Annotated in this window: 9 protein-coding genes; 2 read left to right on the forward strand and 7 right to left on the reverse strand. The window is 50.2% G+C overall.

Annotated features, from left to right (window positions below; all coding sequences use genetic code 11):
• Window positions 1-282 precede the first annotated feature (282 nt).
• From D9741_RS09880 to D9741_RS09905, 6 genes are all read right to left on the reverse strand, one after another.
• Window positions 283-615 carry a hypothetical protein gene (locus D9741_RS09880; protein WP_130219332.1) on the reverse strand — a complete coding sequence of 111 codons (333 nt, stop codon included), beginning with the start codon at window positions 613-615 and terminating at the stop codon, window positions 283-285.
• Window positions 616-617: 2 nt separating this feature from the next.
• On the reverse strand, window positions 618-5,213 hold the full coding sequence (locus D9741_RS09885; protein ID WP_240725540.1) for an RHS repeat-associated core domain-containing protein: 4,596 nt from the start codon (window positions 5,211-5,213) through the stop codon (window positions 618-620).
• 18 nt (window positions 5,214-5,231) lie between these two features.
• Complete coding sequence (locus tag D9741_RS09890; protein WP_130219330.1) at window positions 5,232-5,684, reverse strand: DcrB-related protein; 453 nt, start codon at window positions 5,682-5,684, stop codon at window positions 5,232-5,234.
• Window positions 5,685-5,735: 51 nt separating this feature from the next.
• Window positions 5,736-7,730 carry a type VI secretion system tip protein TssI/VgrG gene (gene tssI, locus D9741_RS09895; protein ID WP_130219328.1) on the reverse strand — a complete coding sequence of 665 codons (1,995 nt, stop codon included), beginning with the start codon at window positions 7,728-7,730 and terminating at the stop codon, window positions 5,736-5,738.
• 218 nt (window positions 7,731-7,948) lie between these two features.
• Window positions 7,949-8,305 carry a hypothetical protein gene (locus D9741_RS09900; RefSeq protein ID WP_130219326.1) on the reverse strand — a complete coding sequence of 119 codons (357 nt, stop codon included), beginning with the start codon at window positions 8,303-8,305 and terminating at the stop codon, window positions 7,949-7,951.
• Window positions 8,302-8,832, reverse strand: a complete 531-nt coding sequence (locus D9741_RS09905) for a type IV secretion protein Rhs (protein ID WP_130219324.1) — start codon at window positions 8,830-8,832, stop codon at window positions 8,302-8,304. The genes D9741_RS09900 and D9741_RS09905 overlap by 4 nt, the downstream gene beginning before the upstream one ends.
• 971 nt (window positions 8,833-9,803) lie before the next feature.
• Here D9741_RS09905 and ansP point away from each other — a divergent pair.
• Window positions 9,804-11,303, forward strand: coding sequence for an L-asparagine permease (ansP, locus tag D9741_RS09910; RefSeq protein ID WP_130219322.1), 1,500 nt, complete (start codon window positions 9,804-9,806; stop codon window positions 11,301-11,303).
• A 197-nt stretch (window positions 11,304-11,500) separates the two neighbouring features.
• Here the strand turns inward: ansP and D9741_RS09915 are convergent, their stop codons facing one another.
• Window positions 11,501-12,562, reverse strand: coding sequence for a YncE family protein (locus D9741_RS09915; RefSeq protein WP_130219320.1), 1,062 nt, complete (start codon window positions 12,560-12,562; stop codon window positions 11,501-11,503).
• 241 nt (window positions 12,563-12,803) lie between these two features.
• On the opposite strand from D9741_RS09915, the gene pqqU reads away from it, so the two are divergent.
• Complete coding sequence (gene pqqU / locus D9741_RS09920; RefSeq protein WP_130219318.1) at window positions 12,804-14,906, forward strand: TonB-dependent receptor PqqU; 2,103 nt, start codon at window positions 12,804-12,806, stop codon at window positions 14,904-14,906.
• The last annotated feature ends 12 nt before the right edge of the window (window positions 14,907-14,918 follow it).

Here is a 14,918-nt window from a genome sequence, read left to right on the forward strand (position 1 = left end):
GCGAATTATTTAGTACAAAAAAGCAGCGTTACGTGATCTTTCCCTGACTTCATTACCAGTCAGACCACATCTCAATAAACCAAGTGGATCGACCCATGACAATGGATTAGGCGCATAAGCATAGAGGTTTATCCCCCCCGCCAGCCCTATCGGGTCAGGCGGCGTAAACCTTCCGCAGTCCGGATCGTAGTACCTGAACAGGTTATAATGCAGTCCCGTTTCACGTTCAAGATACTGTCTCTGAAAACGCAGGTATTAGTGTTTTCGAACTATCAACTACAGTTAAGTATTTAATTTACTAAATAGATAATCATATAATGACTCAGCTATAAATTCAGCATGCTCAATCTTTACTGCCAAATTAAAAAAATAATATTGTTCATATAAATCATCAATAATTAAATGATCGCACATAAAAAATTGAGTATAACTTAAATATATACATTTAATATCAGCGGATAATTTTTCCAAATCAATCTGAGAATTGGTAATGTCATAAAATATATTCATGTACTCCCGATTAATTTGACTAATCTCTATAAAAGGAGCATTCAGCTTCTCGCACTGCTTCCAGTGATAACTCTTTTGCTTACTATCTTTATAGATAAATTTCATGATCAATCCTTTATCTTATAGTCAGTAACATGAGTCATTCTTCCATTCTTATCAAACTTCGCCATATAATGAACAGTTACACCGTTGATTTTTTGTTCTACTTTCGACCACCCCTTACCTTTAAAGTGAGGATCTCCAATTTGATCTGCTTTAATAATTACCGTGCCATTTTCAGGATGTTTCATTACATGATCTAAAGCAAACTCTTCATTCTTGTTTCTTGGCCTCGTTCTGCCTGTAGATTTTGATTTTGTTTTTTCAGGCTTACGTGATGAGGAACATTTTCTTAATCCAAGGGGATCAATCCATGAGAGCGGATTTGACGCATAACTGTAGAGGTTGATTCCCCCCGCCAGCCCTATCGGATCCGTAACTATGAACCGCCCGACATCCGGATCATAGTACCTGTGCAGATTGTAGTGCAGCCCCGTTTCCCTGTCGAGGTACTGTCCCTGGTAACGCAGGTTCTGTTCCACCCTGCCGTGGTCCTTCTCCTGTATCGTGTTACCCCAGACCTGATACCCCGTCCCCCACACGATTCTCCCGTCACTGTCCGTCATCTCTTCCGGTGCGCCGTTCACATCCGTGTGAAAATACAGTATCCGGTTCGGTCCCTCTTTGCCCGCCTTATCCACCCGCGCCAGCGGTTCATAACTCCCCTGGTCACTGTAGATATACAGGCTGCCTGTTCCCTCCGGCCTGCTCTCCTGCGCCAGTCGCATTCCGTCCCATAAAAATTTTGTCCGGTTGTACGCTTTACCGTCAGGGCTGATGTGCTGTTTTTCCGTCCGCCTCCCCAGCGCATCGTACACATACCGGTACGTTCCCCGCACTGTCGTCACTTCCACCATCCGGTGTTCCGCATCATAACGGTAATTCTGCGTTCCGCTCCGGCCCTGCTTTTCCACCGTCCGGCCGTGTTCGTCATAACGGTAGTGCACACCATGGTAAGACATCAGCCGGTTGAACGGCACCACGCTGTTTTCTGCCGTGGCCCTTTCCCCCGCGCGCCTCCCCAGCAGGTTTCCCGCCGCGTCGTACTGCCAGCTCGCCAGATACCCCTCATCCTCCGAGCGGCACGCCGTGATGTGGCCCGTGGGGTCATAGAAGTAATCCGTTTCCCCCCGCCGGCTGTGCCGCGTCTTCAGCAGTTCATCCTCGCCGCTGTAGCTGTACTGCCGGTCCGTGAACGTCTCCGGTACCACCCCGCGCATCCCGCTGTATGTCTCCCTGCGCTTCAGCCGCCCGGTCGGGTCATAAAGCTGCCGCGTGCTCAGTCGCCCCTGACTTCTGAGCACCTCCCGGTGCAGGGCGTCACGTGTGAACTCGCTGATGACCTCCCGGTCCAGATTTATCTGCTGGAGATGGCCGCTCCCGTAGTACAGATGGCGCTGCGTTCTGCCGTCCGGAAAGGTGGTGGCAGTCCGGTTGCTGAGTTCATCGTACTGATGGGTTAAGACGCCCTGTGCCGTCTCCTCAGTCAGCATCCGCCCCAGTCTGTCGTAACTGAAACGGATAATCTCCGGTGCGTCCGTTTCCCCGGCATCCGACCTCCGGCGGCGGATTTCCAGTAACTGGTCTGCCGCATCACAGACGTATTCCGTACGGCTATCGGCTGTCTCCTTTGCCGTGAGCCGACCCACCGCATCACGCGCCAGCCGGTGACGGATTTCACCGCCCCGGTCCCCGGTGAACACCACTTCCGTGACCGCGTTCAGCGCGTTGTAACGGTACGCCTGGCGGCAACCGTCCGGGTTTATCTGCTCCGCCAGACGGTCCAGCACATCGTGTCGGAACTGATAGCGTTCTCCGTTCTCGTTTGTCAGCCGGGTCAGCCGCCCGTAAGCGTCGTACCCGAACGCCGTCCTGCGCCCCATCGCGTCCGTCCGGCTGCGCACCCGGCCCTGCCCGTCGCGTTGCCAGCGCGTTATCCTCCCCATCGGGCTGGTGTACTTCACCAGCCTGCCCGCCGCGTCTGACTGGTAATTCACCGTGCGGCCGTCCGCCAGTATCACCTCCACCAGGTGACCGCTGTCGTCATATCCGTAGCGCGTGCTGTGGCTCTGCGCGTCAGTCATCCGTATCAGCCGCGTGCGTTCGTCGTAGAACCAGGCCGTCTGCGAGCCGGAACAGTCCGTATGTCGCATGAGCTGCCCGTCTTCGTTCCACTGAAGGTATTTATTCCCCCCACGGGCATCGGTTATCTGTACCACCTGGCCGTGGCGGTCATACTGATACCGGGTGTTCTGTTGCAGCGGGTCGGTCACGGCAAGAAGATTGCCGCGTTCATCGTACTCACACCGCCAGCTGTTCCCCGCTGCATCCACTTCCGTTTCCGGTTCGTGCCACACCGGGTGCCACTGTGTCTGTGCCACCCGCCCCAGCGGGTCGTGCGTCTCCGAGATATGCCCCAGGCGGTCATACACATAGCGCCATTTGCCGCCCTGAGCGTCGGTCATCCCCAGCAACAGTCGTTCTTCGTCGCTCCAGCGGAACGTCATCACCTGCCCGGCTTCGTCCTGGTACGCCGTCACCTGATTCTGTGCATCCCACTGATGAAAGCGGGTCCGGCCCATCCCGTCTGTCACACATACCACACGTTCAGCCATCCGCCAGTCCAGACGGTATCGCGCACCACTGTCGGTATGGTGGCCCGTCACGCGCCAGCCTGCATCATCCGGCCCTTCATACCAGCCCCACTGGTAATAATATCCTTCACCACCGGGCTGGCGGTGCAGCGTCATGCAGTGGTTTTCGTCGTAAGCAAACTCACGCAGCAGCTGCCCCGTGCTGTCGTACACGCCGTTCAGGTCGCCGGCCTCGTCATAGCTGTAACGACGCAGCAGTAAAGGAGCAGCCTCAGGGAAATGCTGATAAATCTGTGTCACCCGCCGGGGATGCGCCGCCAGTTCGTAATACAGACGGATGCACGGACGCTGCTGTTCGCCGCTGATTTCAGTGATGCGTCCCCGGTCGTCGTAGTACAGATTCAGACAGTTGCTGTTACGGTCGCCCAGCATTTTCAGCCGCTGGCGCTGCGGGTGATGCGGGTCGGCTTCAAACAGAAAAAAATGTCCATCATCGCTGCTGATAAGCCAGTGCCCCTGCTCACCACGCCGTACTGCCAGTCCTTCGCCGGGGCTGTAAAAGCCACTCCCCGGCAGCACGGCTTCCATATCCAGGCGTCGCCCCATACCCGACACAAAGGTCATGCAGTTTTCGTCCGCGTTACCCGGTGTGCGCACGAGGCTGACTTCATACATCACACTCCAGCCCTGACCAAACATCCCTTCCGTGCGTTCGTCACGACTGCTGTACACGCGCTGCCAGTCCAGCGGAAAGTGGCCCGGCAGGCTGAAGTCGAAGTCATCGTCATCGGCCAGGTATTTGGCCCCGGTGGCGGCATTGACCGGATGCGGAAGGGCTGTGGTGGCCTTCTGCGTCAGCATGCTCATCCCGATACTGGCAGCAAAACAGGCGATTTTAGAAAGCATTTTGCCCGGGCGAAGTAACATCAGCGCCACGGTTGCCACCAGGGTTATCTGCGACCTGCCGCTTCTGATATCCCTGACCACCAGTAACGGACCGCCAATGCGCACATCCGGCGACACAAACGCCCCGTCCCCCGGCTCATTCACCACCCTGGCCTCGCAGGTGCAGCGTGCCCCGCTGCGTGCCGCCGGCTGGCTGTTGATACGCACATCCCGCGCGCCTTCCGCGATATATTCCGCCGCGGGCGGCTCGTCATCGCCTTTGAACAGATTACTGATGCTGCCAATAACCGCATTCACTCCCTGAAAGGCGGTTTCCAGCATACCGACCGGATTCAACAGGTTAAGGGCCGTTCCCGGAGGGTCATCCAGAAAGGCGGCTTTTTTTTGTGCGAGTAACTGAGTCAGTGAGGAGGGATGTTTATGGCAGTCGATTTTATCGTCAGGGGTCGGGGTGGAGCCAGGGGCCGCGCTGGCCACAGTGGGCTGCCATAGTTCCGAAACAAAATGTGTCACGCCATCCACCATCTCAGAACGCCCTTCTTCCGTACTGAGCTGGTCGTACAGCGCCCGGGCCATCAGGAAAGGCCCTGTCACCGGGTTAACCGCCAGGGTTATTGCCCCCGCCATTTCCAGATATTCCCCGGCCACATCCCGGAACGTTCTGGCGTCCTCCTGACGCTGCGCTTCTTCCTGTTCCGCCTTCGCCTGCGCTTCCTGCGCCTCAATCTCCTGCCGCGATGCAGCAGTAGCCGCTGCCCGCGCGGCAGGTTTGCTGTTGATCCATGTGTCGCCAGAACCGGTGAGGATGTAACCTTCAATCTGAGGAGGGAAAAGCCAGTTCGCCAGTTGCTCACTTTCCTTACTGATTCGGTCATTCCAGCCCTGATACGACATAAATACAGCAGTTGCCAAACCGATCACTAAAATGGTTGCGCAGCCCATACTTGCCACCTGAACCCCGCCCAGCGCCGCCATGGTTCCGACAACCAGAACATCCACCAGGGCTGTGGCTGCAACCTCTACAACTGCGCCGAACACATCTGCCATAAACGACGTATGCAGCAGGACATCACCCTGTCTTGCCGCCCAGAATGCATCTTCCATGTCCCGTTCCCTGTGTGATTAATTCGTCCTGGCTTCCTGCCGTATCCTGAAGCGCAGATTCTTTTTAATTTCAGCCCAGCGCGTCATATCAGCCGGGGTCAGCGGTGTGGTTCTGGCGTAGGTGAAGGCCATCATGACCCGCTCACCCGGCAATACAAATGCCACCTGACACTGGTACACATGCTCGTTACCCCGGAGAAACTGGCTCTGTATCTCCAGCCCTTCCTCTGCGTCATTAACCCCCACGCGGGTCACCTGCACGGGCGTGTAGCGCAGTTCTTTTACCTGCTTTTCCAGCTTTTTCATTTGCTGTTCAACCTGAGATGCTAATTCGTCTCCTTCCTGCATCTGGCCCCGGCTGATAATTAGTGCGGCGTCTGGATTGCTGAGCCGCAGCATATTAATGGTACTGTCCTGAATAATATTTCCAGGAAAAGTTACAACAGTTTCATTGAGATAATACTCCGTCATAATGTTATGAGTCCTTTTTAATTAATGAATTGTTTATTGATGGGTTTTTATTTATTTTTTAGTCATGAATGTGGCGTCTATCGCCAACTGAAGGGCTGTTTTCTCTAATGTTCCAGGCGGAGGTATATCTGCCGCTCTATCATTCATATTTAAATCAAGCTGCCCTGATTGTGTATTTATCTTTCCGTTCTCTGTTGCTGTAATATTAAAATTCTTACAGGTTATATTAAATATCCCGCCACTGGTCATTTGCAGGATAGTTTCTCCGCAGCTAAGAATAATGGAATCTCCCGCAGCAAGGCGTAAATTCTGCACTGTCTGAATTGTTTTATCCCCTCCGGCGAGAGAGATATCATCTGTCTGGACTGTTAGAGAACGTTTCTCACCAATAATCGCAGTTTCTGTTTTATCAATGACTTTAAGGCGATTATTGCCCACCCAATGGCTTTCATTATTATTTACTTCAATGCGTTGATCTTTCTCGGCATGCAACCAGATTTCTTCTCCGCCAGTTTTATCCTCAAAACGCAGGGCGTTAGCATTGGTTGGGCCGCCGCCGATGGTGTGGCTGTAAAACCCGCTTTGCGTCGCTGCGCCCGGTAGTCCCCACGGTGGCATGGTGTCCTGGTTGTATGTCCGCCCTACGATAATGGGTAAATCCGGATCACCATTTTTGAAATCCACCAGAACTTCCTGACCAATGCGCGGGATCTGAATGCCACCGAATCCTTTACCCGCCCACGGATAACTGACACGAATCCAGCAGGAACTGTTTTCGTCATTCTTACCGTAACGATCCCAGCCAAACTGAACTTTCACCCGGCCATATTTATCCGTCCAGATTTCCTGCCCCGCGGGGCCGGTCACGATGGCGCTCTGCGGGCCTTTGGTGTGGGGTTTGCTCAGGGTTCGCTGCGGACGGTAAACTTCATTGGTGGGATGCAACTCAAAGCTGGTTGAGTAAGAGAAGTGCTGCTCCTGGCCGCTGTGTTGCGCATTGTCCTGTATAAATAGCGTGGTCTGTGCCAGCAGATATTCCCGGTTCACTTCGGCTGTCGGATAGTTTTCCAGGGTGAAGGTAAAACCTGTCATCAGGGTACGAATATTGCCGCTGCCCTGTACCCGACTACCGGGGCTCCGCTGTTCTTCCATGCGGATGCGTGTCAGCATTTCACCTTCACTCTTTGTGAAGAAGTCTCCCGGCCATTCATAGTGCTCATATTCAGCAAAGCCGGTTTCACGCGGATTAGCCACGGTGCTCTTCAGCAGTGAACGCGGCTTCATAAAGTCGAAATCATTCAGCACCCACTGTCCGCTGCGCAGGCTTTCATTTGCTGTGATGGTATGGATAAACTCCTTGTCCAGTTTCAGCCCTTTCTGGTAATAACACACCAGCGGCGAATCTGCGCATGCCTTGTGGACATTAATGGCATCAGCCAGCACTAACGTGTGACTGTTCTCGCTGTGCTCAAACCACCAGTAGATACCCCACTCCTGCATCAGGCGCTGAATAAAATCGAAATCTGTTTCACCGTACTGCACCTGCCAGGCGCGAGTCGGATAATTTTCCACCAGTCGTTTTTCGACTGGCCAGGGGTACTCATCCAGTACCTCATCCAGAATGTCCACCACGTTTTTATTCTGAAACGCTTTGTAGTCACTAGTGTGGGTCAGTATTTTTAACCACGGTTCGATCCGCAGTTCATACACCACCGAACGTCCTTGGTGACCAGCCACGCGTGCTGCCGTCACCAGCCCGCTGATATAACGTTTTCCTCCGCCATCCAATTCGATATGGACGCACAGATCTTTGCCCACCATCGGTTTGAGCTGCAGGTTGGCTGCGGGGGAAACATAGCCCAGGTTCAGGGTGTCAGGCGTTTTTAATTTAATAGAATAAGTAAATAGTTCCCCTACTGTTTCTGTACCCCCCAAGCTTGCAAACAGTAACATTCCATCAGGAACTGCGCTGCCGCTCAAAGTCACGTTATGTGTACCCGATCCAACTAGTGCGCCGGATGGATAATCTGTAGCTGTAAAACTCATAATTAATCCTTTTAACTAGAAATGGTTCACTGCTAATAAGAAATCTTACAGAAAAGAAAATATGCAATATATTCGCCTGGCATAAAATACATCAATACTTATGAGTGCTACTAAGAAACTATCAACCATATATACCATGAAGAATGCACCGTCATGTTAACCTGGTGAAAACATTCATCTGAAACACATTAATAAAACCAATGGAATTATTTAATTTGTCATTTGATATGATTATCATCAAGTCTTAAAATACGTTCTCCTGATCTAATTATGCTAAAACCATAGTATTCTTTTTTACTTCCGGAAGAGAGCATGTATTTTCCGATATAAATAACATCTGAAGATAGCTCACTTATGTCAATACATACGGGATCGAACTGACCAGTCACTCTTTTCAGTTTTATTGCATTGCCATATTTACCTTCATATAAAATGTAATTTGAAATCATATTCCCATCGTCTGGTTTTGAACAAACCCGTCCGTCTTGTAAATATATATTACCAGGCAACAATGGGCGAACATAATCACCAACAGTACATCCCGACAAAAAGAGCAACAAAAAAAATCTCTTCATATGACGCCCGCAGGAAATAAACCAAGCACATTTTTGTATTTTTCCGATAGAGTATTCACTGATTCAGTTGTATCACCTACATACTTAACATTTGCCAAATCAGCTACCAGTCCATAGTTAATCAACAGCCAATAATCAGCAACTATAGACGCTTGTTGTTCCATGGAATAAGAAGCAATTGACTGTAAATTAAGATCGTAATGATAATTTGCTGCCCAGGAAAATAAACCACGCAACTTAACTGAATACCCTTTCTGATATTGCCAAACATGCATCATTTCATGAATAAACAAGTGAGAAGCACCGGCTACTGTTTCACGACCACCAGGCATTGCTTGCGATGAAAAATCTGAACTATAAACAGCATCAGGATAATACATTTCCCCGTTTGGGGTCATCGCTGTTCTTTCCCCTTGACCGGGCAAATATTTTTCATTGTGGATCCATACCTTGTTATAATCAATTGTATTCTCAAAAATCGATCTGGCTAATGTTAATTCACCAGATGTCATTCTCCTTAATGACATATCCTTTCTCCTGGAGATAATATTTTTCAGATAAAAAAACAAACGCTATTTTATTATTTATTAAATAGGGTTCTCTTTGATGTTCAATATTTCTACTTTGTGCAGTATTGATGGCATCATCTTCATAGACAATGAAATCAAAGCAAGTTCTCAACGATTTCCATTACGATTCCTTAACATTAGTTCTCAGCATCTTTATTTATCCATCTTCAATATCAATAGTTAATGTAAATGATTACACGGATAACATAATTTTCATCAATTAATTAATATCTGTAAACGCTACCGCCCCACCCTGATATCTTAATCTGCACATAGCCATCTTAACGTTATGCCCCATACATTAGTAATGTAAATTAAGAATTCGGAATATATCAAATTCACTTCATAAATTAATATCGAGAATGATATACACATTAATTATATTGAAGTAATGTTTTAAGGGTTGTAATGTCCCTGGAACAGGATTAATTCAAGAAGTTTCTGTTGGGCAATAGCGCATTTATTACCCAATATCACTCTTACATTTTTTGACACTTTCTGTAACGTCGGTAACTGGTACATCTAGTCAGCAATTGTATTGGTATTTGGCGTATTACCCCTAAAGCCCGTCATGCGTTAGTCCCTCACTATTCAATGATAATCAGCGAAGACCCCCCCAGTGTCCACTGAAACCACTGGCGCTCAGAGCGACGAACGAGTGGTGAAAAAGTCGGCGACCGTCGAGTATCATCGAACCAAAAGTGGTTTTTCCGTCATAATTTCATCAGGTTGCGACTTTGTCGCTAGCCGCCATTATCCCCACACATTTATAGCGGGATTATTTTGCATCGTTACACGATAACGGGTAGGATTCTGCGCCGACAGTTATACCCATAAAGAATAATGGTGAATCTTGTCATCGCCAGGATGAATAAACATTGTTCATGGCAACTTATATGACGTTTTCATTAAAGCAATCAGGGAGAGCAATGAGTAAACACGACACCGACACTTCAGATCAACACGCCGCGAAACGCCGCTGGCTTAATGCCCACGAAGAGGGGTATCACAAAGCGATGGGCAATCGTCAGGTGCAGATGATCGCCATTGGCGGCGCGATTGGTACTGGTTTGTTTTTAGGCGCGGGAGCCCGACTGCAAATGGCAGGGCCAGCGCTGGCACTGGTCTATTTAATCTGCGGCCTGTTTTCGTTTTTTATTCTGCGCGCGCTGGGTGAGTTGGTATTACATCGCCCTTCCAGTGGCAGCTTTGTCTCCTATGCCCGTGAGTTTTTGGGTGAGAAAGCCGCTTATGTTGCCGGTTGGATGTACTTCATTAACTGGGCGATGACGGGGATTGTCGATATCACCGCCGTCGCACTGTATATGCATTACTGGGGCGCATTTGGTGGCGTGCCGCAGTGGGTCTTTGCGCTCGCTGCGCTGACCATCGTTGGCACCATGAACATGATCGGTGTGAAATGGTTTGCGGAGATGGAGTTCTGGTTTGCGCTTATTAAAGTGCTCGCCATTGTGACCTTTTTGGTCGTGGGTACAGTGTTCCTCGGTAGCGGTCAGCCGCTGGATGGCAACACCACTGGCTTTCATTTGATTACCGATAACGGTGGTTTCTTCCCCCACGGTCTGCTGCCTGCTTTGGTGTTGATTCAGGGCGTAGTGTTTGCTTTTGCCTCCATTGAAATGGTGGGTACAGCGGCCGGAGAATGTAAAGATCCGCAGACCATGGTGCCTAAAGCGATTAACAGTGTGATTTGGCGTATTGGCCTGTTTTACGTCGGCTCCGTGGTGTTGCTGGTTATGTTATTGCCGTGGAGCGCGTATCAGGCGGGGCAAAGTCCGTTCGTGACGTTTTTCTCTAAACTGGGTGTGCCATATATCGGCAGCATTATGAACATTGTGGTGCTGACCGCTGCCCTCTCCAGCCTGAACTCTGGTCTGTACTGCACCGGGCGTATTCTGCGCTCGATGGCGATGGGCGGTTCCGCACCGAGTTTTATGGCGAAAATGAGCCGTCAGCATGTGCCGTATGCCGGGATTCTGGCGACGCTGGTCGTTTATGTTGTTGGCGTATTCCTCAACTATCTGGTGCCGTCTCGCGTATTTGAGATTGTCCTGAACTTCGCGTCGCTGGGAATTATCGCCTCGTGGGCGTTTATCATCGTGTGCCAGATGCGCCTGCGTAAAGCGATTAAAGAAGGCAAAGCAGCGGATGTCAGTTTTAAACTGCCTGGCGCGCCCTTCACTTCCTGGCTGACATTACTGTTTTTACTGAGTGTCCTGGTGCTGATGGCGTTCGATTACCCGAACGGGACTTATACCATCGCGGCGCTGCCGATTATCGGTATTTTGCTGGTTGTGGGTTGGTTTGGTGTGCGCAAACGCGTTGCCGAAATTCACAGCACTGCGCCAGTCATCGAGGAAGATGAAGAAAAACAGGAAATTGTGTTTAAACCTGAAACGGCGAGTTAATTGCAAAATTGCCCGGTTTAAAGCCGGATGCGGCGTAAATGCCTAATCCGGCCAACAAACTCAATATAAATCAAATAATCATGCATATTTCAGGCCTGATAAGACGCGACAGCGTTGCATCAGGCGTTGTGCTCCGCTTGCCGGATGCGGCGCTAGCACCGCATCCGGCCAACGAAAGACAAACTCCCCTGTGTCGATTACAGCGCAATACGAATCACATCGTCCGGCTGGGTAGCTTCCTGCTGTTTAGTGGATTTTTGTTTAACACTGACATACAGCGTTTTGCCATCCGCAGACAGCGCCAGGCTATTCGGATGAGTCGGCGTATCGAACGTTTTCACCACCTTATAGCTTTTCGCATCAATCACACTAACTTTACCCGCCTGGCGATGCGTCACGTAGGCTTCATTACGCGCTGGGTTAAACAGCACAGCCAGTGATTCCGGTGCCGCAACCTTCGCCAGAATATTGCCATTACGGGTATCGACCACTAACACTTCTGCCGCTTTAGAGTCGGTGATAAATGCACGCTGCCTGGCGGTATCGAGGCTGATGTTGATAAAGAAGTGCTCTTTGCCGTCATCCAGCAGCTTTTTACGGCTGAGGATTTTATTGTCGGCAGTGTCGATGGTAATCAATTCGCCGTCAGCGTTAGTGGTGTAAAGACGTTTGCCTTTACTATCCAGCGCTAAACCAGTGCTCATTTTACCGGTGTTCTGGATGGCGGTTTTCAGTTTGATATTCTCGCCATCAACGACCCAAATCACGCTCTCTTTGCCAATACCACTGATGTAAACCGTGTTTGTGGCATCGTCAGCTACCAGCTCACGCGGTTGCAGCGGGCGCACTTCTTCCGTGCGCTTACGATCATCCAGCACCAGACGCCCTTTCACTTCGCCCGTTTTGGCATCTATCGCCGTGACCGCGCTGTTTACGGTGTTACCAAACCACAACGTTTGAGTAGCGTTGTTAATGGTGGCGCCAAATGGCTTGAGATCGTTATGAATCGCCAGAGTCACTTCCAGAGTGACCGGATCAAGACGATAAACCACGCCGCCTTTATCCAGTTTGCGGCTTTGCGAAGTGGCGAGCCACAGCGCGTTCTCCTGCTGGCTATAAGCCATTTCGTAGGCACCTTTACCTACCGCTTTACGCAGCATTTCTTCTGCGGCCTGCGTACTGAATGATGAAGCAACGAGCAATGAACCTAACAGTAATGAACCACGCAGGCGCGATGAAAACAGATGACGTAAATGCATGACGACTCCCTTTGATGAACCGATATTTTTGCTGCTTCACAATGCTTCGCTGAGCGTAATCATCGTTACACTCTTGTTATAAATGGGAATGGTAATCATTATTTTCTCAAATGTGGAGTATTTCTTGCCGTTACGACTACAATTTTCTCAATTACTTAACGTATTGTGCCGTTTTGTTTTCCATAAATTTACAATTTTATTACCATGACGGCGTATTCCCATTCTTAACCTGGCTTTTTTCATGAAGATTTTCTCCGTCCGACAGACTGTTTTGCCCGCACTGATTGCCTTTTCCCCTTCCGCTTTTGCAACCAATGAACAAACCATGATTGTCAGTGCCGCGCCACAAGTGATTTCCGAGCTGGATACGCCAGCAGCCGTGAGCGCAGTGGATGGCGAGGAGATGCGCCTGGCAACACCGCGCATCAATCTGTCTGAATCACTGACCAGCGTGCCTGGTTTGCAGGTACAAAACCGGCAGAACTATGCGCAAGATTTACAGCTGTCGATTCGCGGATTTGGCTCCCGTTCCACTTACGGAATTCGCGGTATTCGTCTGTATGTGGACGGTATTCCCGCCACCATGCCCGACGGACAAGGACAAACATCCAATATCGATTTAAGCAGTGTGCAAAATGTGGAAGTGCTGCGTGGCCCCTTCTCTGCCCTGTATGGCAACGCGTCTGGCGGGGTGATGAATGTCACTACTCAAACCGGACAGCAACCGCCAACCATTGAAGCCAGTAGTTACTATGGCAGTTTTGGCAGCTGGCGCTATGGGCTGAAAGCAACGGGCGCAACGGGCGACGGCACACAGCCAAGCGATGTCGATTACACCGTCTCAACCACACGCTTTACGACTCACGGCTATCGTGACCATAGTGGTGCGCAGAAAAATTTAGCCAATGCCAAACTGGGCGTACGCATTGATGACGCCAGCAAATTAAGCCTGATTTTCAACAGCGTGGATATCAAAGCAGATGATCCTGGTGGATTAACCGAAGCAGAATGGAAAGCGAATCCGCAACAAGCGCCACGCGCTGAACAGTACGACACGCGAAAAACCATCAAGCAAACTCAGGCTGGGTTGCGCTATGAACGTAGCCTGAGCGCGCAAGATGATATGAGTGTGATGATGTATGCCGGGGAGCGAGAAACGACCCAGTACCAGTCAATCCCGATGGCACCGCAACTTAACCCGTCACATGCGGGCGGCGTGATTACTCTGCAACGCCATTACCAGGGGATAGACAGCCGCTGGACACACCGTGGCGAGCTGGGCGTTCCGGTCACGTTCACTACCGGCCTGAACTACGAAAACATGAGCGAAAACCGCAAAGGCTACAATAACTTCCGACTGAATAGCGGCGTGCCGGAATACGGGCAAAAAGGTGAGTTGCGCCGCGACGAACGCAATCTGATGTGGAACGTCGATCCCTATTTACAGACGCAGTGGCAGCTGAGCGAAAAACTGTCGCTGGATGCTGGCGTGCGCTACAGCTCCGTGTGGTTTGATTCCAACGACCATTACGTTACTCCGGGTAACGGCGATGACAGCGGTGATGCCAGTTATCACAAATGGCTACCAGCCGGATCGCTAAAATATGCGATGACCGATGCCTGGAATATCTATCTGGCAGCCGGGCGCGGTTTTGAAACACCGACGATTAATGAGTTGTCTTATCGCGCTGATGGGCAAAGCGGTATGAACTTTGGTTTAAAACCTTCCACCAACGATACGATTGAGATCGGCAGTAAAACGCGTATTGGTGATGGATTGCTTAGTCTCGCATTGTTCCAGACCGACACCGATGATGAAATTGTTGTCGATAGCAGTAGCGGTGGACGCACCACGTATAAAAATGCCGGAAAGACCCGTCGTCAAGGCGCTGAACTGGCGTGGGATCAACGTTTCGCCAGAGATTTCCGCGTAAAAGCGTCCTGGACCTGGCTTGATGCCACATATCGCAGCAATGTTTGTAATGATCAGGACTGTAACGGTAACCGGATGCCAGGGATCGCCCGTAATATGGGCTTTGCGTCTTTAGGTTACGTACCGGAAGAAGGCTGGTATGCAGGCACGGAAGCGCGTTATATGGGCGATATTATGGCAGATGATGAAAATACGGCCAAAGCGCCGTCTTATACTCTCGTCGGCTTATTCACCGGGTATAAATACAATTACCACAGTTTAACTGTGGATTTATTTGGTCGTGTCGATAATTTATTCGATAAAGAATATGTCGGATCGGTGATTGTTAATGAATCAAATGGTCGATATTACGAACCAGCTCCCGGGCGTAATTATGGTATTGGAGTAAATTTCGCCTGGCGGTTTGAATAACCACATTGATGC

Source organism: Escherichia sp. E14V7, assembly GCF_004212225.1.
Classification (GTDB): Bacteria; Pseudomonadota; Gammaproteobacteria; order Enterobacterales; family Enterobacteriaceae; genus Escherichia.

What these genes read in the sequence shown, in the direction of transcription:
- D9741_RS09880 (WP_130219332.1), bottom strand. Translation starts at nt 615, where the DNA reads ATGAAATTTATCTATAAAGATAGTAAGCAAAAGAGTTATCACTGGAAG.
- D9741_RS09885 (WP_240725540.1), bottom strand. Translation starts at nt 5,213, where the DNA reads ATGGAAGATGCATTCTGGGCGGCAAGACAGGGTGATGTCCTGCTGCAT.
- D9741_RS09890 (WP_130219330.1), bottom strand. Translation starts at nt 5,684, where the DNA reads ATGACGGAGTATTATCTCAATGAAACTGTTGTAACTTTTCCTGGAAAT.
- tssI (WP_130219328.1), bottom strand. Translation starts at nt 7,730, where the DNA reads ATGAGTTTTACAGCTACAGATTATCCATCCGGCGCACTAGTTGGATCG.
- D9741_RS09900 (WP_130219326.1), bottom strand. Translation starts at nt 8,305, where the DNA reads ATGAAGAGATTTTTTTTGTTGCTCTTTTTGTCGGGATGTACTGTTGGT.
- D9741_RS09905 (WP_130219324.1), bottom strand. Translation starts at nt 8,832, where the DNA reads ATGTCATTAAGGAGAATGACATCTGGTGAATTAACATTAGCCAGATCG.
- ansP (WP_130219322.1), top strand. Translation starts at nt 9,804, where the DNA reads ATGAGTAAACACGACACCGACACTTCAGATCAACACGCCGCGAAACGC.
- D9741_RS09915 (WP_130219320.1), bottom strand. Translation starts at nt 12,562, where the DNA reads ATGCATTTACGTCATCTGTTTTCATCGCGCCTGCGTGGTTCATTACTG.
- pqqU (WP_130219318.1), top strand. Translation starts at nt 12,804, where the DNA reads ATGAAGATTTTCTCCGTCCGACAGACTGTTTTGCCCGCACTGATTGCC.